Origin of the sequence: Paraburkholderia sp. RL17-373-BIF-A (genome assembly GCF_046030175.1) — a bacterium.
GTDB lineage: Bacteria > Pseudomonadota > Gammaproteobacteria > Burkholderiales > Burkholderiaceae > Paraburkholderia.
The window spans coordinates 52682-74214 of record NZ_JARESO010000041.1 but is presented as its reverse complement, the minus strand read 5'-3'; the positions used below and the strand labels follow the sequence as shown (position 1 = coordinate 74214).

Annotated in this window: 18 protein-coding genes and 3 pseudogenes; 10 read left to right on the top strand and 11 right to left on the bottom strand. The window is 60.1% G+C overall.

Translation table 11 applies throughout. The features are described 5' to 3' along the window. Positions 1 to 181: 181 nt before the first annotated feature. The 10 genes and pseudogenes from P0D80_RS34985 to P0D80_RS34940 all read left to right on the top strand — a co-directional run. Entirely contained in the window at positions 182 to 415 is a 234-nt protein-coding gene (locus tag P0D80_RS34985; protein WP_408180880.1) for a hypothetical protein, read from the top strand. 738 nt (positions 416 to 1153) lie between these two features. Further along, the gene (locus P0D80_RS34980) at positions 1154 to 1441 is read left to right on the top strand and encodes a hypothetical protein (protein WP_408290648.1); all 288 of its coding nucleotides are present in this window, start codon (positions 1154 to 1156) and stop codon (positions 1439 to 1441) included. Positions 1442 to 2283: 842 nt separating this feature from the next. Next, entirely contained in the window at positions 2284 to 2502 is a 219-nt protein-coding gene (locus tag P0D80_RS34975) for a hypothetical protein (protein WP_132381047.1), read from the top strand. A gap of 891 nt (positions 2503 to 3393) precedes the next feature. Beyond that, positions 3394 to 3705 carry a hypothetical protein gene (locus tag P0D80_RS34970; RefSeq protein WP_408290646.1) on the top strand — a complete coding sequence of 104 codons (312 nt, stop codon included), beginning with the start codon at positions 3394 to 3396 and terminating at the stop codon, positions 3703 to 3705. A 492-nt stretch (positions 3706 to 4197) separates the two neighbouring features. Continuing rightward, positions 4198 to 4698 (top strand): DoxX family protein, encoded by a 501-nt coding sequence (locus P0D80_RS34965; RefSeq protein ID WP_408290644.1) that lies wholly within the window; start codon positions 4198 to 4200, stop codon positions 4696 to 4698. Between the two features lie 175 nt (positions 4699 to 4873). Then, positions 4874 to 5134 carry an RNA polymerase sigma factor gene (locus P0D80_RS34960; protein WP_408290642.1) on the top strand — a complete coding sequence of 87 codons (261 nt, stop codon included), beginning with the start codon at positions 4874 to 4876 and terminating at the stop codon, positions 5132 to 5134. Positions 5135 to 5157: 23 nt separating this feature from the next. Continuing rightward, complete coding sequence (locus tag P0D80_RS34955; RefSeq protein ID WP_408290657.1) at positions 5158 to 5703, top strand: sigma-70 family RNA polymerase sigma factor; 546 nt, start codon at positions 5158 to 5160, stop codon at positions 5701 to 5703. Continuing rightward, positions 5703 to 6344: an NrsF family protein gene (locus P0D80_RS34950; protein ID WP_408290640.1), complete on the top strand. Its 642-nt coding sequence runs from the start codon at positions 5703 to 5705 to the stop codon at positions 6342 to 6344. The genes P0D80_RS34955 and P0D80_RS34950 overlap by 1 nt, the downstream gene beginning before the upstream one ends. 289 nt (positions 6345 to 6633) lie before the next feature. Continuing rightward, complete coding sequence (locus tag P0D80_RS34945) at positions 6634 to 7089, top strand: ribonuclease (RefSeq protein WP_408290638.1); 456 nt, start codon at positions 6634 to 6636, stop codon at positions 7087 to 7089. Between the two features lie 86 nt (positions 7090 to 7175). Next, a pseudogene (locus P0D80_RS34940) lies at positions 7176 to 7395 on the top strand (branched-chain amino acid ABC transporter substrate-binding protein); the annotation flags it as partial. Between the two features lie 112 nt (positions 7396 to 7507). Here the strand turns inward: P0D80_RS34940 and P0D80_RS34935 are convergent. From P0D80_RS34935 to P0D80_RS34885, 11 genes and pseudogenes are all read right to left on the bottom strand, one after another. Further along, positions 7508 to 8524: an alpha/beta fold hydrolase gene (locus tag P0D80_RS34935; RefSeq protein WP_408180930.1), complete on the bottom strand. Its 1017-nt coding sequence runs from the start codon at positions 8522 to 8524 to the stop codon at positions 7508 to 7510. Between the two features lie 13 nt (positions 8525 to 8537). Beyond that, a complete protein-coding gene (locus tag P0D80_RS34930; RefSeq protein ID WP_408290636.1) occupies positions 8538 to 10241 on the bottom strand; it encodes an amino acid ABC transporter permease/ATP-binding protein in 1704 nt (567 codons plus the stop codon). Positions 10242 to 10300: 59 nt separating this feature from the next. After that, on the bottom strand, positions 10301 to 11158 hold the full coding sequence (locus tag P0D80_RS34925; protein ID WP_132381031.1) for an ABC transporter substrate-binding protein: 858 nt from the start codon (positions 11156 to 11158) through the stop codon (positions 10301 to 10303). 71 nt (positions 11159 to 11229) lie between these two features. Beyond that, positions 11230 to 12132 (bottom strand): polysaccharide deacetylase family protein, encoded by a 903-nt coding sequence (locus P0D80_RS34920; RefSeq protein WP_408180885.1) that lies wholly within the window; start codon positions 12130 to 12132, stop codon positions 11230 to 11232. Between the two features lie 139 nt (positions 12133 to 12271). Then, positions 12272 to 14647, bottom strand: a complete 2376-nt coding sequence (locus P0D80_RS34915) for an acetamidase/formamidase family protein (RefSeq protein WP_408290633.1) — start codon at positions 14645 to 14647, stop codon at positions 12272 to 12274. A gap of 175 nt (positions 14648 to 14822) precedes the next feature. Further along, positions 14823 to 15854 carry an acetamidase/formamidase family protein gene (locus tag P0D80_RS34910; RefSeq protein ID WP_408290631.1) on the bottom strand — a complete coding sequence of 344 codons (1032 nt, stop codon included), beginning with the start codon at positions 15852 to 15854 and terminating at the stop codon, positions 14823 to 14825. A 418-nt stretch (positions 15855 to 16272) separates the two neighbouring features. Then, complete coding sequence (locus P0D80_RS34905; protein WP_408290629.1) at positions 16273 to 17226, bottom strand: 3-hydroxyacyl-CoA dehydrogenase NAD-binding domain-containing protein; 954 nt, start codon at positions 17224 to 17226, stop codon at positions 16273 to 16275. A 21-nt stretch (positions 17227 to 17247) separates the two neighbouring features. After that, a complete protein-coding gene (locus P0D80_RS34900) occupies positions 17248 to 18162 on the bottom strand; it encodes a 3-hydroxyacyl-CoA dehydrogenase (RefSeq protein ID WP_408290627.1) in 915 nt (304 codons plus the stop codon). A 479-nt stretch (positions 18163 to 18641) separates the two neighbouring features. Further along, positions 18642 to 19235 (bottom strand): annotated as a pseudogene (locus P0D80_RS34895) (AraC family transcriptional regulator); the annotation flags it as partial. Between the two features lie 70 nt (positions 19236 to 19305). Next, positions 19306 to 20208 (bottom strand): choline ABC transporter permease subunit, encoded by a 903-nt coding sequence (choW, locus tag P0D80_RS34890; protein ID WP_408290625.1) that lies wholly within the window; start codon positions 20206 to 20208, stop codon positions 19306 to 19308. Further along, positions 20201 to 21370, bottom strand: a pseudogene (locus P0D80_RS34885) (quaternary amine ABC transporter ATP-binding protein); the annotation flags it as partial. The gene choW and the pseudogene P0D80_RS34885, both read right to left, overlap by 8 nt. Between the last annotated feature and the right edge of the window lie 163 nt (positions 21371 to 21533).

The following is a 21533-nucleotide window of genomic DNA, read 5'->3' as shown; positions in this document are numbered from 1 at the left end:
TGCAGTTACTCCGGCACTGTCAACTTAACGGAATTGCTGGCCGGCGTCAGTGCGCCAAAAATGCTATTGAAGCGGGATATTGGTCAGGCCGATTAGCTTAAGTTGACATTACCTCAGCCGTTACTTGTGGGCCGCGCGCGAGCGCTCATCTCAAACCCTGTGCCATGCTGAAGGTGTCGGTATGCCGAAAATCTATTGGAAGCTGGAGAGGATCGCGTTCTCGCTCGTCGTGCTGTTGGCGCTTGCATGTTTCGGCCTCATCGTATGGCAGAAGAATCCCGGCATGACGTTGGCGATTCAGACGGGTGGCGAAATGCTGATGCCGAGCAGTGAACATTTGCTCGGCTGCATGGTGCCGGATCAAGGCGGTTGTGAGCGGATGTTGATCGAGCTGAAAACACCGGACAAGACCTGATTCGCACGCAATGAACGGACACGAGTGTCCGGCGTGTTCTATGCAGTCCCGTGATTGATGCCAGCGGCGCACGCCTTTGCAGCGAGCGCAAACGTCGAACCACTTCGCGCGCGACGTGCTCGCGCGCTTGGTGGTGACTTCGACAATCTACTAACCACGACTTCACGTTACGGATCGCGGCAAGCTGCGAAACCGTCGCTACAGTGAAGCGTTATGCGGCCTTGGTACGATGCCCATCCTCGGTTCCAACGTGAAGATACACGGCCACCGGCAAAATCGCTGCCATTAACCAGTTTTCGCTGGCTGCTTCGCGCGGGACTCTACGTATCTGCCTGCGTCACGGCCTACGGTGTAACCAGTCGCGCATTGGGTGCGTGTCCAGCCACCGAAGTTGCCGATTCCTGTGATGTTCGCGTCTGTAGTGCTCCGCAATCAGGATGGCAGCCATGATCAGGACGATCGCCCCCAGAAACACTGCCGAAATTGACTCGACCATGGTCGTCTCCTTGCTCGCGATCATACTTGTATCTTAGGTCATGGCAACGAGCATGGACGGCGAATATCCGGGCCACTGAAGGGGCGGCCAACGCTCCCAGACAACCAATACGGCTCGCGAGACTGTCGTCTGAGACTTACCGCCATCGATCCCAATATTTGGCATGCCGCAAAAACTGGTCTAAAGTATTTATCAGACGTAAAACAATAGGGCGCAGGCCAAAACCACATTAGGGGGCGCACATGGGTATGTTCTTTGACCAGGACATCGCGCATATTGCACGCGTGATGGTTCCATCATTGACAGGAGACCTCGGCGGACCAATCCTGTCGGCTAAATACTGGCGCGGACGGCTCCACGAGCTTCTGAATCGGACTCACCTGACGCGCGCCCAACTCTGCGCGCTGGATAGTTTGCTGCTTCAACTGGACGACTTTGAGGCCCATGGCCGGCCGACGCCATCGGGAAGCACTTGTCCGCGTCGCCTGGAATCTCGACAACAGCGAACGCCGCGCCAGAACATTTCTTGATCTGGCTCCCTGCGGATTCTTTCCGGCGGTCGCATAAAAAGAAGCCGCAGGACTTGCCCACGGCTACTTAACACACAAAACGCGGGGATTCGTCCGCCTTAATGAAAGCTTATAGCCCAGATATGGTGGCAACAAGCCAAATGTCCATGATTTGCCTCTTCTTGCCACATTCGCGACACAGCTCGTCCCCCAGCTAATTCCCGGTATCGCCAGTCACAACGTTAATATCGTGACGCAGTTACGCGGGGCAGTGCCGCCTTCGACGGTGTGTAAATCGCCGGACGCGGGACGCATCGCCCACTGTGCGCGCAGCATCTCTGCGCGCCAAGGCATCGATGGCGCCATCTCGCTGGTTCATTTCCTCCAGGCGAAGCTTGCATAGGATGTCGAAGCAAATGTAGGAAGTGAATCCAGTGATCGCACCGCTGAATAAGGATTCGAAGCCTGCGAAGACACTCAAAAAAGAAACGGGAAAAAGTTCTCTTAAGCATCGCAAACGTACGTGCTGTCGCTTCTGGAGATCTTGATCTGCCTACTTACATTCAATGACCGGTTAACCGGGAGGAACCGCCGTTTCGATAGCCGAGGATCCAACGCCCGGGATGAGGTCGACTACGGTCTCTCGTCGCTATTGTGTGTGACGTATACATCTCGTCGAACACGATCACGAATCAAGGTGATCGTGTCTCCGATCCGACTGATCAAGAATCAAGAATGCTGGAACAAGCAGGCATGGCTCCACGCGTCTGAATTCCACAGCCTACAGCAACGGATTGGTATCCCAACCGATTGCTGTGCGCAGTGTCGCCCTGTAGGATTTCCCCACTCATTGGGAGGTGACGATGCAGTTCGACTACAAGGACTTCCATATCGACGCGTCACCTCTCGATGAAGGCGGCCATTACTACGCCCGTGCAAAGATCTACCGCCGCGCCTCGGTGGGCGGCGACACCGTCGAGGTCAAATGGTCGGGCGATCTCGGCGACTATCCCTCCGACGCAGCCGCTATCGAGGCGGCGCAGCGCTGGGCGATCCAGTGGTGCGACGAGAATTCGGCATAGGCATCATTGGAGACAGTTATGCAGCCTTGCAACGCCTGTCGCGAATTAGTTGGCAAGCCATCCAGCGTTTCCCCACATGGCGATCTTGCCGCCTCTGGTGTCAGTGCAATCGGGCCGTCGGGCCACACGACGAAAATCAGCAGCAACTGGAATTGCACGGTCTGCGGAAGCTGGCTGTACCAGAATACAGCTGATGGCACCCCGCCTGGCGAGTGGGTGATGGGCGAGCATCAGCGAGCTTCACCCGGGAAGGCGTGACAAGCGGTGCTTTGAAATCACGGTGGCGACCAGCCTGGCTTCGTCCACTACGCTGTCGAAACTTCGCATGCGTGTTCCCCGGCAGTTTTTGTCGAGGGAAATAGCACGACGCTCAGTTCGCCGAGGCCTTGTCCGCGTCGATCGGTTCGTTGAACGTGACGCTGTCGTCGTCACTGCTGCGTTCGTTCATGTTGGGCGTGACGGGAAGCAATGAAAGTCCTCCTAGACGTTCCGGGCGTTGTTCGCCGACGACTCAAGAGGCCACCTGCGACGGCCATCATCCGGCTCAGTGCGGCCAGGAAGCGACCTTCGCTTCTTCCGCCCAGACCTTTGCCAATCATGGGGGAGCTCGGTTGCAAGTTTGCTCACCGGCCCCGCTCAACTGGCTGCTCGCTATCCACACCACCAATCAGTTTCCTCGCGGGTCACGTAGCATGCACCGCGCATACCGGACCACACCGGCCTCAGATTGGGGACCAGGACCCGTTTAGGGTCCCTTCGAAAATCGAAATTCACCCTTGCGAACAATGCGCTTAATTATTAGCGACCGCTTTCCTAAACTTGGTGTCACCTGGAAAAATATGAATAGATCGTTTGCGTCGAAATTCCAGTCCAATTAAGGAGGAGCGGGTCATGAACAAGGCAACCAGCACATTAATCGCGGCCCTCGCCGCACTCACGCTGGCGGGCGGTGCTTATGCACAGAGCAACAACACGCTGGCGACCCCGACCACCGTGTCGCCGGCCGCGGTATCGCCGGCCAATGCAACGAGCGGCTACGGCACGCCCGGCGTCACCAACTCGGACAGCGGCATGAGCGCCGGGTCGCCGAACTCGGGCATGCCGAATAGCACTAACAATAGCTCGACGTCCCTGACCAACGCTCCCGGGAGTCACAACACGCTGGCGACCCCGAGCGTAGTGTCGCCGGCCGCCGGCCAATAACAGTTGCGTCGTCGACGCGTAAATGCTGACGGGGGCGTGAGCAGTTCAAGCCCCGGCAGAGCGAGGCATCGACTCGCATAGCGTGTGTCGTGACGGACTATCCTCACGACATCCGCAAATCCGGAGTTCGAGTCCCTCATGCGCCACCCATCCTAAGGAAGACCGCTGCCCTCAAGGACAGCGGTCTTTTGTTTCTCCCTGACCTCTTTTGGCATTGGCTTGCGGCACATTGGCTGGTTGCATGCCCGTGGGGTGATCGAATAACAGCAACTGGCGACACAGTTCAGCGGCTGTAGCGGCATGCCCTGTCTGAGCCGGCTTTTACTGACAAGTGACCGGCAACAGTGGAGCAGGCGCGTGCCAAGGAAAAAATATTCAGCCTCACTGTAACCGCGCATCCATCCCCGACGAACTACAAAGAGAGCGGGCGAATGCATACCCCACCTGCATCGCCCGTTGTTCTTTGCTAACGTTCATCAGGAGACCTTGCGCATGGACACTGTCCGCCACCTGCTTCGTTTCACCGATCCCGCCCGGCTGACGGACCGCTGGAGCCTCGCCCGATGGGCACCGCTGCCATTGCGGCTGATCGTCGGTTACGGGTTCATGGCGCACGGCTACTCAAAAATCGTCAAGCATCCGGATGCATTTGCCGGGATTTTGCACGCGCTCGGTGTGCCGGCACCACACTTCATGGCGTGGGCGACCATTGCAATCGAACTGGTCGGGGGTCTCGCGATCTTCGCCGGCGCGTTCGTGTCGCTCGTCAGTCTGCCAATGATCGCGGTGCTGATGGTTGCGGCGCTGACTGTGCATCTTCCGTACGGGTTCTTGTCGATCAAGCTGATGGCAGTCACGTCGGCCGGCCCGCAGTTCGGTCCGCCGGGCTACGAAACCGATCTGCTTTATCTTGCGTGTCTTGCGGCGCTGATGTTGGGGGGATCGGGACCGTTCTCCGTCGATGGCTGGCTTAGTCGCGACGGGCGGCAATAGGGAAGGGCGATGGAATTTCAGGACGGCATTGCTGACCAGGTAGCTGATCTTCGCCGTTATGCGCGCGCCAGTGGGCGACCGTGGCTACGCCGGCGATCCGGTGCAGGGCACGCCGGAGCGAAGTCTGCGCTACGCGATGCGATTTCGACGAGGCACGAATCCGCGCCGATGGCAAATGACGATCACACACAGCGGCAACCAGATTTCGTGTCTCGAAGTGCGAGACCTCGATTGGGTCTTTCAAACGCTTTGGGAACAGCAGCGCGAAGTGGTACTGATGGCCGGTCTTGACGACAAGAGTTACGCGGAAATCTCGCTGGTGCTCGGCATGCTGGTTGGAGCGGTCATGTCGCGGCTCTCACGTGGACGCGAGCGGTTGCGTGACATGACCGCCCGCGTGCGGCCAGAATCGAAGCTCGGAGTCACGTCAACGTGACGCGCGGGACGCACGCCGGGCCGATGCGTCCAGTCGAGGAACGGCTCAGAAACTTGCTGGTCCGCTCACTGGAAGGCGACGCCGCGTCGTATCGAGCATTTCTGCAGGACCTGACCGGACATCTGCGGGCGTTACTGCGCAAACGGCTGCACTATCTGCCTCATGATATCGAAGACGTCGTGCAGGAAATCCTGCTGGCCGTGCATAACGGACGCCATACCTGGCGCCCGGACGAACCGCTGACCGCCTGGATCAACGCGATTGCGCGCTACAAGCTGATGGACCATCTGCGTGCGCGATCGCGTCGCGAGGCGTTCCACGAACCGTTTGATGACGAAGCCGATATCTTCGCCGCATCGGACACGGAACCCGCGGATGCAAGGCGCGATGTGCACAAGCTGCTCGACCAGCTACCGGACCGTCAGCGTTTGCCGATCGTGCACGTCAAGCTGCAAGGGCTTACCGTCGAGGAAACGTCGCGCCTGACCGGCTTATCGGAATCGGCTGTGAAAGTAGGCGTGCATCGCGGGCTGAGGGCTTTGGCCATGAAGATTCGAGGGATATCCTGATGAAAACGGAGGATCTGATTTCGATGCTCGCGACAGGCGTTGCGCCTGTCGAACGACATGTCGCTGCAAAGCGCTTCGGTGGAGCGCTCACGTTCGGCGCAATGGGTGCGCTTGCGATCGTGATTCTCGGTTACGGCGTGCGGCATGATATCGCCCTTCTTCTGCATGCTCCGCTGTTCTGGGCGAAGCTCGTGTGGCCCACATGTCTCGCGGTTGCAGCGTTGGCGGCCTGCGTGCGCCTCGGGCGACCCGGCAGGGTTGTAGGGGGCTGGTGGGCCGTACTCGCGACGCCGGTGGCAATCGTGTGGCTTGCCGCACTACTGGTGCTCTGGTTCGCGCCGCCCGAGGCGCGTGAGCACCTACTGATGGGTCGCACTTGGCGCTCGTGCTCTTTCAACATCGCGCTGATCTCGTTACCGGCGTTCGCGGCCGCGCTGTGGGCGGCGCGTGCTCTCGCGCCGACGCGGCTTCGCCTCACGGGCGCGGCCGCCGGACTTGTTGCAGGCGCGATCGGCGCGCTTGCCTACAGTCTTCGATGTCCGGAAATGAGTGTGCCGTTCTGGGCAACCTGGTATCTGATCGGGATGTCCATTCCGACGGCCGCCGGGGCACTGCTTGGGCCGACGCTCCTTCGGTGGTGAAGTTACGGGACGAAGCACTGTAGCGAGGGGCGAATGGACCGTCCAAAAGGCAGTGGGCCGGCGGCGCCTGCGGCTGAAAGCGCCTCGCCTGTGCGTCTGTTCGATAAAACGAGCCTCGCCGCAATCTGCTTGATTTGCGTACTTCTCGAACGCCGCGAACCGTGTAACGGCCTGGTTGTCGAGTTAAAAATTGCTATTTCGGGCCGGACATTGATTCACTCTGCCGTTAGCGATACCCTTAAATCGTTCGTGGTCGTCGAATGCTGGTCAACCCGGAGACAACCGCTTCGTGAAGCAAGCGTGGGCTTTCCCGTACATCCTCGCCTTGAGCGCGATCCTCGGCGGATGCGGTAAGGACGGATCGCAAAACGCTACTCAAGCATCGGGCGCATCCGAGAGTCAGGCGCCGGTTCAGCCTGGGCAGGCCGCGAGCGCCACACCCGTCGCATCGGGCGCGCTGGCCACCGTCACTAAGGCGCAGTTGTCGGCGGAAGCTGCCGAAACACTGCGTCTGATCAAAGCGGGCGGACCTTTCCCTTTTGGCGAGGATGGTGTCCTGTTCCGCAACAGCGCGGCATTGCTGCCGCAGCATCCGCGTGGCTACTACCACACCTACACAGTTCGCACGCCTGGCTCGGCGGATCGTGGGCAGCGCCGCATCGTATGTGGTGGACCGCGCAAGCAGACCGGCGACTGCTACTACACCGACGATTACTACGTCAGTTTCAAACGCATTGCAGAATAACTTGAGCCAATGAAAAACGCCCCGGGCCTCTGATAAAGGAGACGCCGGGGTGTTGTGTTTGCAAAGACCGTGCTGCGATGACACGACCGTTTGCATACGACGCCGTGGGCGTGATTGTCGCGGCGATGAAGTGCGCGCAAATCAACCGACTCCGCGAAGATCCTTTCCGCGATGCCGGCAACCGACTACCACGGTGTGCTTGGCGAAACGCAGTTCGATTCAAGAGGCGACCTGCGGCACGGCGTGATTTCGCTGTACAAATACGTGGGAGGCAAGCAGGCGCTACTGGGTGTCGTCGAGAAGTAAGCGCGTTTTAGCCAGGGCGGATTCAACTGGGCAATGCGATCCTCCCGAGCTCGCGCCAGACCGTGCGGAAAAAGTCTGGCGCACGCGGAACCGAGCGCAAAAGAGCCGAACACTACGCAGCCAGAATTTCCTTCACCGCACTATCGATGAATTTAACATCGACAGCGTTGGCTGCGGGGCCGCCCGCAAAATGACCCCAAACCGATTCGATAGGCCGCAACTGTGCATTGGGCATCTTCGAAACCTCATACTCACTATCTTCCGGCGGAAAATACAGATCCGTGCGCCCGGGCATCACAATAGCCTTTGCAGTGATACTGGCCAACGCTCGATCGAAATCTCCCTTATATAGAGAATTCGCGGAAATATCGCCGTACTGCCAACTCCACATCATCGACAAGATATTGTTCGCGTCCTTCTTCAGGAAGTCGCCTTCCCAGAACTGCGTAATGAAGTCCTCAAGAGAGCCATACCCCATTGCTTCCATGTCGAGCCGTTGACGCAGAAACGCCTGCGAAAATCCCCATCCGGCAAACACCCGCGCAGCAGCGCGCATTCCACGCGTCGGCGGTGCATCGTAGAAACCGTCCTTGAATTCCGGGTCCAACAGCAATGGAGCCTTAAGCCCCTCGATAAACACAAAATTGTGCCGCGAGCACCGCGCCGCCCCGCAGAACGGCAGAATGCGTTCGACCATTTCCGGATACATCGCAGCCCAGTGGAACGCCTGCATCGCGCCCATCGACCAGCCGGTGACGAGCCTGAGCGACTCGATGCCAAACTTCTCGGTCACGAGGCGATACTGCATCGCGACGTTGTCGTAGAGCGTCACATGCGGAAAGCGGCCGTGATCATAAGGGGGTGGATTGTTGCTGGGCGAACTCGATACGCCGTTGCCAAACATATTCGGCACGATGATGAAATACTCCCGCGGATCGAGCCCCATGTGCTCGCCGATCAGCCACTCATTGTCGACATGGCTGCCGCTATAAAACGTCGGATAGACAATCGCGTTGTCGCGCGCGGCATTCAGACGGCCATACGTCTTGTAGCTGAGCAGCATGTCAGAGAGCGTCGCACCGGACTGCAGCACGACGCGGCCGAGATTGAAAGTTTCGAAGTCTGTCATGTGAGCCTCATATTCAATTGGCGACGACGTTAAGGAATTTTTGGGTGCGCTCGTGAGTCGGGTTGTCGATGACCTGCTGCGGCGTCCCTTGCTCGATAACTTCGCCGCCGTCCATGAAGACAACGCGGTCGGCGACATCGCGAGCAAAGCGGATTTCGTGCGTGACCACAACCATCGTCATGCCTGCATCAGCCAGCCCGCGCATCACGCCAAGCACTTCACCGACAAGTTCTGGATCGAGCGCCGAAGTCGGTTCGTCGAAGAGCATCAACTTGGGCTTGATCGCGAGCGCACGCGCAATCGCCACGCGCTGCTGCTGCCCGCCTGATAGCCGATGCGGCAGAAAATCCGCATGCGCGGCGAGGCCCACGCTCTTCAACAACTCCCGGCCGAGTGCTTGCGCTTCGGCACGCGGTACGTCATAGACCTGCCGCTGTGCTTCGACGATATTGTCCAGCGCACTCAAGTGACTGAAAAGATTGAAATGCTGAAACACCATGCCCACGCGCGCTTCGGCGCGTGCGCGTGCGAGGTTGTGCAGGGGCCGCACCGTGCCGCCGCCGCCCGGTACTTCCCGGTAACCCACATACTGTGAATCGACCTTGATCGTTCCCCAGTCAAGCGGTTCGAGATGGTTAATCAGCTTGAGCAGTGTGCTTTTGCCGGAACCGCTCGGGCCGAGGATGACGACCACTTCGCCATGCCCGATCGACAGGTCGACGCCGCGCAATATCTCGCGCTTGCCATACGATTTCCAGACGTTCCTGCACGCTACAAACGGTTCATCGCGATGCCGCGGCGTGCGACTTTCGGCAGGCAGAAGCGTCCCAATCCATGCGTGATCGTTCGCCTCCGGCTCTTTTGCGGCGACCGGAAAGTCAATCGGTGCATCGAGCGGTTTCACATCACGCGTCGAAGGGCGCAGTCCGAACCACGACAACGTGACCTTTCGCTCGCGCTCGTGATCGAAGATGCTTTCGAGCCACACCTGAAGCAAGGAGATCCCGCTCGTCAGGACCAGGTAAATCACCGCCGCCGCGCCGAACACGGTAAAGAACTTGAAGTTCTGGCCGACGACCTGTTGCGAGCGAAACGTTAGCTCGTTGACGAAGATCACCGACGCGATCGACGTTAGCTTCAACATGCCGATGGTGTCATTGGCGAGACCCGGGATCACCGCGCGCATCGATTGCGGCAGGATAATGCGGCGTAACGTCAGCAACGGTCCCATGCCGAGTGCGGCGGCGGCGGTCGATTGCGAACGGTTCACTGACAAGATGCCGGCACGAAACAGTTCAGCGCTGAACGCCGCCTCGTTCAATGCAAAGCCGATAACCGCGGTCGTGACTTCATCGAAACGCAAACCGATCAGCGGCAACGCGTCGAAGATGAACACGAGTTGCAGTAGTTGCGGTGTGCCGCGCACGAACCAGATATAACCCCACGCCGCTGAGTTCAAGGCCTTGAATCGCGACAGCCGCATCAGCGCAAGACCGAGCCCGAGCACCAGCCCGATCGACATCGCTATCAGCGTAATCTTCACCGCGATCCACGCGCCGCCGAGCAGGAAGGGCGAGCCGACATAACCGGCCAGCTCCTTGAAACCGTCGAACACCTGAGCGCCATCGAGACTGGCCGCCATCGCCGGCTGCAATACGAACATGGCAACCATACCGAGAGCGCCGACTACGATGTGTTTGATACGCAATGCCTTCATTTCCGAACCTGATCCATGACGCTACCGGCACACGACACGGTGTGCCGCGCAGGCAGCCGTTATTGAGTAAGCAGTGTGGTCGGCGTTTGCAGCGACGGATCTACGCCGTATCGCTGAAAGGTCTTCTTCTGCGTCTGATTGGCCTGCATGATCTTGAGTCCATCGGAAACGGCGGCGATCATATCGGCGTTGCCTTTCTTCACGCCCACGCCGATCTTCATACCGCTCGTCACCATGAAGCCGCGCATGTAGAGTTGTGGGTTCTGTTTCGCGAGACCGTCGACGAGCGCCAGGTCGTACATCATGACATCGGCGCGATGGCTTGCGACGAGGCGTGCGCCCGACGCGATATCGGCGGACGTCATGATGGTCACGTCGGGCTTGCCTTCGGCTTTGCATTTGGCGGCTTGCGCTTGCGCCATCGTCAGTTCGACGGTGCCAATGCCTGCCGTGACCGTGAGGCCGCAGAGCTTGGAGATGTCATCGATCTTCTTGGGGTTGCCAGCCGCCACCAGACCGCCCGTGCCGGCCTGCATATACGTGACGAAGGTCGTTTCCTTGGCGCGTTCCGGCGTGTAGTACAGCAAGTCCCACATCACGTCGATCTGTCCGGCACGCAGTGCGGGCAGCAGCCCCGGCCAGCCGGCAGTGAAAAATTCCGTCTTCACGCCGGCGCAGTCAAACACGGTTCGGGCCATGTCTGCATCGGCGCCGATGATCTTATTGAAATCCTTGCTGTCACGAAACGCATACGGCGGCGACTCGGGGTCCACGCCGATCTTGATGGTCTTGCCCGCAAGCGATGGATATTTTTGAGCCACCTTGGAGGGTTCGCACGATTGCGCTGAGGCGCCTTGTGCGAGGAGAAGACCGGTGAGTGCGCATAGCAGCAGCTTGATTGCCTTTGACATGAACATGGCGAATCCTATTGAGGTTGAAGGAAATATGGGCGGACGAGGGCGGCATGGCAAAGTGAAAATGAAGTGATCTAATGCCCGAGAAAGTCCATGTGGTTTGCAATCGAACCAGGCGTGGTGATGCAGACCCGGCCTTCGTCGCGCGCGCGGGCAATATGTTCGAGTGCCCGCCGCAAGTGACACAAACGATGCGGTTGTCCCATCAGGTACGCATGCAGCGCAATGCCCATCACCAGCGGTTCTCGCGCGGATTGCCGCAGCATTTCCTCAAAGTGATCGATCACTAGATCGGCGAACGATTTCGCGTCCATTTGGCGCGCAAGGATCATCGGGATATCGTTGACCTCCTCCGGATACGGAATCGCCCACAGCGGGTGACCGTTGCGCGTAAGCAGGCGCGTGGGCTGATCGTCGTGACACCAATTGAGCGTGTACTGATAACCCGCTTCGGCCACCAGATCGCTGGTGACATGACTTTCCGAGAGCCACGGCGATAACCAGCCGGCCGGCTGTTGCGCGCTCTCCGCCGCGATCCGCTCGCGACAAGCAACGATCAACGCGCGTTCGTCGTCTTCAGTCAGCGTTCCTTGTCGTTCCGAATTCGTATGGCCGTGCGCGACGAGTTCATCGCCACGCTGAGCGAACGCGGCGACCAGTTCGGGGCAGTGATCGTAGAGCGCCGTGTTGATGATGGCCGCGGTTGGCAGTGCGAGTTCATCGAAGAGATCGAGACAGCGCCATGCGCCCACACGCAATGCGTATTCACGCCACGCGTGATTGAGCACATCGGGTTCGGGCATCACCGGGCCGATAGTCGGTCCCAGTCCTTCACCGAACGCAAAGTGCTCGATGTTGAAGCCGATATAGACCGCCAACCGGGAACCGTCGGGCCAACGATAAACAGGGCGGCCGTTGATCGGCAAATATTGAAAGCGCCCGTGGCCGGGCAGCGTGCGATGTGCGGGAGAATCCATGGTCCAGTGAGTCCTGTCGAACGGCGCGTGCGCCTGTGTTCAAGTCAGAACCCATGGTAGGGAAGCCAAAATCGCGGCATCGAGCTTGCTGCGAACAAACTCTTGTACGCACGCGTATCGGAGGTCACTACTCGCTACTTCACGCGGTGAAGAGCGACTTCCGGATGATCGCGTGCACGCCCCAGTTGCCGTCTACCACCTGCGTCACGCCGAAGTCGACTGCGACCGAGATCAGAGAGATCGCCTCATCTTCGGAAAGGCCCTTGGTCGTCATCAGGAAGCGCCGGGTTTTGATGAACGCGTCGCGCATCGCGAGATCGAGCGTGGATTTTTCGTACACAGCGCTTTGCGCGCTCGTGCCGAACTCGGCCAGATAGTTCGGATAGCTGAAGCCGTGAAGAACCCATTCGTCGGCGGTTTCGACTAGCGGATAGGTGAGGTCCGCAAACACCTGCCTGCCGAGCGTCTCTTTCTTGTGGAGCACCAGTTGGAAGTCGCCGGTGAGCGAACATTCGATCGCGGTGCCGCACAGTTCTGAATCTCCTTGCGATGCATGCGGGTCGCCGACGGAGAGCAGAGCGCCGGGCACCCCGACTGGCAAGAACACGCTCGCTCCACGCGTCACGCGCCAGTTGTCGAGATTTCCGCCGAAGGTGGAGGGCGGGATCGAATCGATCAGACCATCCTGCTGCGGCGCGACCGTGATCACGCCGAAGTGCGGACGCACCGGAATCTGGACGTTCTTCAGGATGTCGTGATTCTCGACCACCGTCGAATGATCGACTGGCACGCCGGGATAGTCGATTGTCGGATGCATCACGCCAAAGGGATCGCGCTGAGGTGTCCAGCGGAAGTTATAGACAGCGCGCGCGCAGGCGGTTTTGCCTGCGGTGGCGTCGGCATCAAGTTCATAGATGGTGACGACCTCGCGCGGTTTCGGCTCGGTCAATAACTCGCGATAGTGGAAGCCCCACCACGCAGCGGCATTGCTGCCGAACGCGCGGCCGGCGAATTTAGGATTGGCGCAACGGCGCGGGTGAATGTCGAGAATGCGCACTTCCAGCACATCGCCGGGTTCCGCGCCGCGCACGGCAATCGGTCCGGTACAGATATGCACGCCGAAGCCTTCACCCGCGCCACGTCCATAGATGGACGCATCCATGGGACCGGCGCCGCGGCGATTGACGTTCTTGCGCCCGGCGGTCCAGTGGAACACGCTTTCAGCGCCAGGATCACCCTGCACCATGCGCTCCCAATCATCCGCCGCGTGTTGCGTGAGTGTTTCGATCGTCACCGTGTCGCCGCTGTTCAGTTCGAGCACGGGCTTCAGATCGTGACTGAAGTAACCCCAGTGAATTGTGTTGGCCGTCGCGCGCAACAGATGATGACGCGGCTTGCCGGACTCGCGGGACAGGGGTGCCGAAGGCGCGTCAAGCTGCTCGGCGGAGCCGGTCTCGTCCGCAACTTCATGAACCGCACCCTGCTCGGCGAGCTGTGCCTGCACGATCAGACTCCCGGCGTTGACGGGCAAGCCGCGCGAGATTCGCCGCACGAGAAGGCGCGCTAATTCGAGACCCGCTTCATGCCGGAAAGTGCGTGGCGACGCGCCATATTGCTCGCGAAACGCGCGGCTGAAATACGCGGGGTCGTTGAAACCCCAACGGAAGCAGACATCGGCAATCGAAAGCTTTTCATACAGGGGATTGACCAGATCCGCGCGGCAGCGCTCCAGTCTGCGTGAGCGCAAGTAGGTCGAGAAATTCTGTCCAACCGCTTCAAACAGTTTCTGCAAATAGCGCGGCGACACGCGCTCTTCCTTCGCTATCGATGTCAACCCGAGATCGGGGTCAGCGAGATTGCCTTCGATGGTTCGACATATACGTGAAAAGAGCGCGGCCTGAGACGGCGTGAGGCCACTGAAGCTGCCTTCCTTGTCGTGCCCGACGAGACTGGCGACCAAAAACTCCGCGAGCGCGAGTTCGAGGGGACGCAGATCGTCGAGTGACAACGTCTCCACGCTTTCAGCAATCGAGCGCAGAAAGCCTGAAAAGACGTGACCGATACCGGCGTCTCCGGGCAAACGCCCGGCACGCAGTGAGAACGGTGTAAGAAGGCGTGCGTTGATGGCGGCGCGGGGCACGCGGATCACGAACGCACGGAAGTCGGAGGTGAACGACAGGCCCGCTTCCTCGCGCGACGACGCATAGACAATATCACCGGTTGCAACTCGCGCGCGCACACCGTCGGCGACGAGCGTTACGCCTCCGTCGAGATGCAGCACGATCACGAGACTGTCGGTGCCGTCGACTTTGAGCTCGATAGTTTGCGCGAACGCGGCCAGCGCGATCAGTTCAAAGCCGTTGCTCGACTTGCGCGACTTGATGGTTCCATGCAAGTGGCGCGCGGCTGCCTGAGGCGCGCCGCAGCGCAGACCAAGCCGGTCGAGCGCCTCGTTCCATGCTCGCAGGCGATCTACTTCGGCGTACGACTCGGTGGTGAAACGCAGTAAGTCCAACCCAGGCTCCCGGACCCTGACGAACGTCAGTCGAGTGATTCAAAGGCAATGTCCGTGCCATCGATAACAACGCCGTTAGCGCTGTGGCGCTGCGCTACGACGGTGCGTGGACGCACCGCTACCGCGCTGCGCTACAACTGTGCGCGGACGCACCGTCGTAGCGCACGCGCACAACTCACGCGCGAGGCTTTTTCTTCGGAGGAAAAATGCTGCGGGGGATCTTGCAATGAATGCCCTGACGGCCATCGACGACCTGGGTCACGGAGAAATCCGCGGCGACGCTCATTAGCGAATACGCGTCGTCGCGGGACAGGCCTTGCTGCTCGGTAAGCAGCAACAACATATCGCGTGAAGCGTTTTTGGTCGCGATGTCGAGGTCTTCATCAAAGCCGTGGACAATCCAGTATTCGGGCGTTTCCAGCAGCGGCGAGGGAAATCTGAAGTCGCGCCGCAGCACGATCTGGAACATCACATTGAGCGACGCCTCGATCGCGGTGCCGCTGATTTCGCCATCTCCTTGCGATACATGCGGGTCCCCGATCGAGAACAACCCGCCGTCCACGGCGACCGGGTAGTACATGGTGGAGCCCGCGCCGATGCGCCAGTTATCGATATTGCCGCCATGTGCGCCCGGCGGCACGGTGCTTACGCGGCCCGCCACATCGGGCGCGACGCCCGCCGTGCCCAGATGAGGGCGCACCGGCACGCGAATGCCTTCGAGCGCGGGTTCGCGGCAGCAGTCGCGAATCTCCGAGCGCTTGCCCGGCACGAGATATTTGCCGGGATAGTCATACCCATACAGCGCGTGAGCGGTGTTAGATGCCTGATCGAGTTCGTAGATAGTGACGCGTTCCTTCTCGAAGTCGGTGAACAGATGACCCCAGTGCGCCGCGAGATTCGAGCCGTAGTTGAAGCGCGAAATCATCTGCAGATAACGTACCTCAAGCAGGTCGCCGGGCTTTGCGTCCTTCACGAAGATCGGTCCTGTCATCAGATGCACGCCGGGTTGGCGATCGGATTCGGGAATCGTGTCGTAGAGCGCGCGCACCTTGTCATCCATCATGAGGTCGGGGGCGTCGCCTGCATGATGCGTGATCGCTTCGGCGCGAACGAAGTCGCCGCTCTCGACGATCAGCGCGGGCGCTAGCGCCGCGTCAAAATATCCCCAGTGAACATTTTTCTGGATAGCTGGCAGGTCGTGAAGCATGCTTTCTGAAGCTCCGTAAGAGTGTGCGATCGGTGCAACGCGACCGATGACAGATCGTACGAGCGACAGAATAGATACACTTGGGTGACTGCGTACAAAAGCTTGTGCGTGGGCGAAGCTCGTTCCGGCACCACCGCGCTTACGAGGGTCTTGTAAGCGCGTGGCTTAAGCGTAGCCGGTCGTGCTGACATTCAGGCATTGGCGCTGGTAAGGCGAATACAGGTCGCTTTGCTGACATTCGCACACCCGCGTGTGCTGCGTCGATCGAATGATTCCGGTAAGCCGATCCGGTTCGCTTTCGATTGCAGGATTGGTCGAGTCCTTCATTTGAGGAATTTTTTTCGATAAGGGAGTGTCAACTTCCCGCGGCCACTCCACGTGAGCCGCGGCCACCTGCGGAGTGGCCGCATCCGTACCTTTAACGCGCCTTTCCTTTGGTGCGCAGTTCGATGAGGCCGAGCAGCATCTCGTCGCGCTCTGTCTCCAGCTCCTCGATGGAGCGCGATCCGACTTCGGCATGAACGGCGTCGATGAGCTTCTTCTGCACTTCCGGCGTCAGCTCGGGCGAGCCGAGATCCTTCCACCCAGCCGTCATCGGACCGGCGAACTGATGGAAGAAGTGCTCGATGCCGCCGGGGCCGCCGCCGAGGTGATTGAGCATCATGTTGCCCATCACGCCCCAGCGCAGGCCCGGCCCCCAGGAGAGGGCGGTGTCGACGTCGGCGGCGCTCAGCACACCCTCTGACACCAGGTAATAGACCTCGCGCGCCACCGCGAACTGCAGACGGTTGGCGACGTGGCCCCGCAATTCCTTGTTCAGGCGCACCGCCTGTTTCCCGATCGACGTATAGAACTCCATGGCGCGCTGGATCGTCTCTTCCGAGGTCTTGGTCCCGCCGACGATCTCGACCAGCGGAATCAGGTGCGGCGGATTGAACGGATGGCCGACGACGCAGCGCTCGGGATGCAGCACGGCGCCCACCTGGATGCTGCTCATGGGCAGGGTCGACGTGCTCGATGCGATGATCACGTGGGGGGGCAGCAGCTCATCGAGTTGCCGATAAAGATCCTGCTTGAATTCGAGCCGCTCGGGGCCGTTTTCCTGGACCAGATCCACATCCGTGAGTGCTTGTGCAAGCACGGGCGTGAACGTCAGGTTCGCTTGCGACGCTCCGGGCGCCAGGCCCAATCTCGTGAGCGCCGGCCAGGCAGCCTCCACGAATGCCCTGAGCTGGGCTTCGGCATTCGGGGCGATGTCCGTCGCAACGACCTTCAGCCCCTTGGCGAGAAACAGCGCGGTCCAGCTGGCACCGATCACGCCGGTGCCGATGATGGCGATGCGGCGAATGGGCTGGCTCTTGGTATCAGTCATGTCATGTCTCCAATGCGTGGGTCAGACTTCGGCATAGGCGATGCCGGTGAGGTTGCCTTGGGCGAAGAGGAAGTTGCGCTGGTTCTTTCCATCGAGATCGGCGGAATAGACGGAGCCGCCCAGGTCTGTGACGAACATCCGATTACCGGGAAGGTCGAGTGCGATGCCGATTCCTTCCATCAGGTGCGTAACGAGGATTTCGGACGTCGCCGTTCCATCGATCGGCGCACGATTGACGCTGTTGCCGCGCGGAGGATCGCCGCGGTCGGTCCAGTAGAGGACACGCTTCGCGAGGTCGAGCTCGAGGTCGATGGGCTCCGGCAACCGGTCGAACAGCACTTCGATGTCGGAGCGGTTGGCCGGGCCTTCGCCCTGCGGGATGTCGATATTGGCGCGGAAGATGCGGCCTAGGCCGGCGTTGTCTGGACCTTTCTGCGTCCAGTAGAGCTTCCTGTCCTTCGGATCGATCGTGATTCCGACGCACCACCGGGTCTGGTCGAGCCGATCCTGGTCGCCATGCCCGGTCGCGACCAGCGTTTCGACTTGAGAGCCGTCGAGGTTGGCGCGCATCACGCGCATGCCTTCCCGATCGCACCAATAGAGCTTGCCACCTGCCTTGTCGAGATGAATCTGCTTCGGTGTGTGCGTGACGCCTTGCGGGACGATGACCACGCGGCTCTTGCCATCCAGGTCGGCGCGTTCGATCGAGCCGTCATGGAGGCCGATCGAACCCATGTTGGTCCAGTAGATATGCCCGGCATCCACGTCCACGACGATGCCGTCGGGGAGGCGGCAATCCGCGACGATCGTCTTGAGGTCGGATCCGTCGGGATTGATCGAGTGAATGCGGCCACCGCTCAATTCGAGGAAAAACAATCGGCCGGAGCGGGTCGCGTCCGCGGAAACATTTGTTCCGCCGATTTGGGGCATGGTCATGGTGCGTCCTTTCGGGTCACTGCTTCTGGAAGAGAGATTGAATGTCGGGCGCGACTGTGTACCCCCGGGAAGCGGTCTCGTCCATCATCGCGAAGGGATCGGAAAACCAAGGGTCTGCGCCAAAGAACTACCTGCGATACGGAGGCCGCGAGATTTTTTGATGGTAGTTGGCGGGGGCAAAGGATGGCTATTACATAAATCTGGTACTACCCAGCGAGGCTATTGGCGCTCTACGCTTGTTGAGCAACCAGGCCAGCCACCTGGACGTGCCTCGGACTACACAAAAATGCAATGTCTCGGCTGAGCACAACGCTAGATGGAGCAGAGGAGGGGACTGAAGCCCCCGGACAGATGTTGGGGCCGTCCACCACTGCGCGCGCCGTAGATTGTGTCATCCACTCGCCCCAACAGCGAAGCTATCGGCCGCACGATATCCGGCTCTGCGGCCGGGGTGCCGACCCGAGCGATTGCAACTCGAGCGATACCTGTTCGGCGACGTTCTGCCCAAGCCGGCTGCCGACGAGTTTGAGCATCAAATCAAGCGGCGCGGTACCGCCGACGCACGTCAGGCGATCGCGGTCGATCACGAACAGTTCGTCTGCAAAATGGACTCGCGGAAACTCCTTGCGCAACACGTGCAGGTCTTCCCCATCCACAGTGCAGCGGTAGCCGTCGAGCAAGCCCACCGACATCAGCGCATACGCACCGGTGCACATGCCACCGAGTGGTACACCCTGCCGCGCGAGATCGCCGAGCAGCTCCCTGACGCTGCTATCCACCGCACTGCGGATTTGCGTGCCGCCGCAGACGATCAGCACATCCGGCCTGCCTGCTTCTTCAAGCGTGCACGCGGGCTTGAGCGTGATGCCGTTGCTGGCGCTCACTGGCACGCCATCGGGTGTAAGGATCGACCATCGATAGGGCTGCGCGTGGTCGACGTGATTCGCCACGCGCAGCACCTCGACCGCGCTCGTGAACGCGATCATCGAAAAGCCGGGCAGCGTGAGAAAGCCAAAATGCGCAAGGCTCTGCAACGGCAATTCATTCGTGGCTGACGTCACTTCACTCTCCATGATGCTTACGGTAGGTCTGGTGGTCGCGGAAATCGATGGTTTTCGCGGTGGCATGCTGCTCTCTACCGGTTCAGTTCTGTGCGGCCGGCCGCTCGGCTCGTACGCGCATTACACTGCGCAGACCTGCGAAGCGCGGCGCGCTGACCGTGCCCGGGGAGCGGCCGAAGCTCTCGGTGATACGATCCAACATGATCGCGAGCAGCACCACCGATAAGCCGCTTTCGAAGCCCAGCCCGATATCGAGGCGCTGAATACTGGCAAGCACATCGTTGCCGAGACCGCCCGCGCCGACCATCGACGCAATGATCACCATCGACAGCGCCAGCATGATCGTCTGGTTCACGCCCTGCATGATCGACGGCAACGCGTTGGGAAACTGCACCTTGTACAGCAGTTGCCACGGCGTGCAGCCGAACGCCTGCCCGGCTTCGACGATCTCGCGATTCACGTGACGGATGCCGAGGCTCGTCAGACGCACGGCGGGCGGCATCGCGAAGATCACCGTCGACAGAATCCCAGGCACGCGGCCGAGGCCGAACAGCATCGCAGCCGGGATCAGGTAGACGAATGCGGGCATCGTCTGCATCAGGTCGAGGATCGGTCGCACGACCATCGCGACGTGCTTGTTCTTTGCGGTCCAGATGCCGAGCGGCACGCCGAACACGAGGCTGATCAGCGTGGAAGACAACGTCAGACCCAGCGTGATGACGGTCTGATCCCAGAACCCGGTCGCATAGATCAGTAATTGCGATAGTGTCGCGAAGATCGCAAAGCGCCAGCCGACCCGCCACAAGCCGATTGCAATGAAGAACGCCATCAACGCCCACATCGGAACGGCTTGCAGGCCATGTTCGATCAATGCGGCAAAACTCTCGATCGCCTTGCCGATCGAATCGAAGGTACTCGCGTCGTGATCGAGCAGATAGTGAACCGATTGGTCGACCCAACGGCCGAGTGGAATGATCTCAGACACGGGCACCTCGATTGCGCGTGATTACCTTCAGAACGTCCGCCCGATCGACGGAACCGCAATAGCGGTCTTCATCGTCGACCACGGGCAGCGCGGTCGAGTTCGCGCACACGCGCGACACCACGTGTTCGAGCGACGCGCCACGCGAAATGCATTCGACCTTGCGCAGCGACGGCGACGCATTCCCGATCGCATCGCGCGTCACGAAGCCGCGAATGCGGCGCTCCGCATCGAGCACGAAAGCGTATTCGGCGCTGCCGTTCAACGACGCTTCGACGCTCGACTGATCGAGAATACGCACGAGCGGCACGCCGTTCGTCTGCATCAGATCGCCCGCCGTCAGATAGCGGCTCGTATCGACGCCTTCGAAGAAGGCACGCACGTAATCGTCGGCGGGGTTCGCGATGATGTCTTGCGGCGTACCAATCTGCACGACGCGGCCGCCTTCCATGATTGCTATCCGGTTGCCGATGCGCAGCGCCTCTTCGAGATCGTGCGACACGAACACGATCGTGCGGCGCTGATTGTTTTGCAGTTCCAGCAGTACGTTCTGCATTTCCTTGCGCTTGAGCGGATCGAGTGCCGAGAACGCTTCGTCCATGATCATCAGCGACGGGTTCACCGCGAGCGCACGCGCGAGACCCACACGCTGCTGCATGCCGCCGGACAGTTCGGCCGGCAGCTTCTGCGAGAACGTCGCGAGGCCGACCTGTTCGAGCACTTCGAGTGCACGCTTTTCACGCGTCTTGCGTCCCATGCCGGCCACTTCGAGACCGAAGGCGGCATTCGACAGCACCGTGCGCTGCGGCATCAGCGCGAACGATTGGAACACCATGCTCATCTCAGTGCGCCGCAGCGACGTGAGTTCGGAGCGGCGCACTGCGGCAATGTCGCGGCCATCGATGATGACCTTGCCTGCCGTCGGCTCGACGAGCCGGTTGATCAGGCGGATCAACGTGGATTTGCCGGAACCTGACAAGCCCATCAGCACGAAGATCTCACCTTCCTGAACGTCGAACGAGACATTGTGGACGCCGACCACTTGGCCTGTTCTGGCAAATATCTCGTCCTTGGTGGCGCCGTGCGCGAGCAGGTCAGCCGCCGCGTTGGGATTGTTTCCAAAAACCTTGCAGAGACCTTCGACCACAACCTTTGGGGAATCCATTGAATTCATGTCCTTGTGATGCAGGCGCCGGCCTGCACATTGATGCCTCCGTGGCTTTTCGTACTCGCCGGGCAAACCAGGGTGATAGTCGCGCGCAGAGCGGCTTTCAGCAAAGCTCGGCCGTTCGGCGGCTTTGGCGCAGTCGGTGACTGCACAAGCGATG

Coding starts and splice junctions, on each gene's coding strand:
- P0D80_RS34930 (WP_408290636.1), bottom strand. CDS start 10,241: ATGAAGGCATTGCGTATCAAACACATCGTAGTCGGCGCTCTCGGTATG.
- P0D80_RS34910 (WP_408290631.1), bottom strand. CDS start 15,854: ATGCTTCACGACCTGCCAGCTATCCAGAAAAATGTTCACTGGGGATAT.
- P0D80_RS34900 (WP_408290627.1), bottom strand. CDS start 18,162: ATGACCATGCCCCAAATCGGCGGAACAAATGTTTCCGCGGACGCGACC.
- P0D80_RS34925 (WP_132381031.1), bottom strand. CDS start 11,158: ATGTTCATGTCAAAGGCAATCAAGCTGCTGCTATGCGCACTCACCGGT.
- P0D80_RS34970 (WP_408290646.1), top strand. CDS start 3,394: ATGAACAAGGCAACCAGCACATTAATCGCGGCCCTCGCCGCACTCACG.
- P0D80_RS34950 (WP_408290640.1), top strand. CDS start 5,703: ATGAAAACGGAGGATCTGATTTCGATGCTCGCGACAGGCGTTGCGCCT.
- P0D80_RS34905 (WP_408290629.1), bottom strand. CDS start 17,226: ATGACTGATACCAAGAGCCAGCCCATTCGCCGCATCGCCATCATCGGC.
- P0D80_RS34965 (WP_408290644.1), top strand. CDS start 4,198: ATGGACACTGTCCGCCACCTGCTTCGTTTCACCGATCCCGCCCGGCTG.
- P0D80_RS34955 (WP_408290657.1), top strand. CDS start 5,158: ATGCGTCCAGTCGAGGAACGGCTCAGAAACTTGCTGGTCCGCTCACTG.
- P0D80_RS34935 (WP_408180930.1), bottom strand. CDS start 8,524: ATGACAGACTTCGAAACTTTCAATCTCGGCCGCGTCGTGCTGCAGTCC.
- P0D80_RS34985 (WP_408180880.1), top strand. CDS start 182: ATGCCGAAAATCTATTGGAAGCTGGAGAGGATCGCGTTCTCGCTCGTC.
- P0D80_RS34960 (WP_408290642.1), top strand. CDS start 4,874: ATGACGATCACACACAGCGGCAACCAGATTTCGTGTCTCGAAGTGCGA.
- P0D80_RS34920 (WP_408180885.1), bottom strand. CDS start 12,132: ATGGATTCTCCCGCACATCGCACGCTGCCCGGCCACGGGCGCTTTCAA.
- P0D80_RS34975 (WP_132381047.1), top strand. CDS start 2,284: ATGCAGTTCGACTACAAGGACTTCCATATCGACGCGTCACCTCTCGAT.
- P0D80_RS34980 (WP_408290648.1), top strand. CDS start 1,154: ATGGGTATGTTCTTTGACCAGGACATCGCGCATATTGCACGCGTGATG.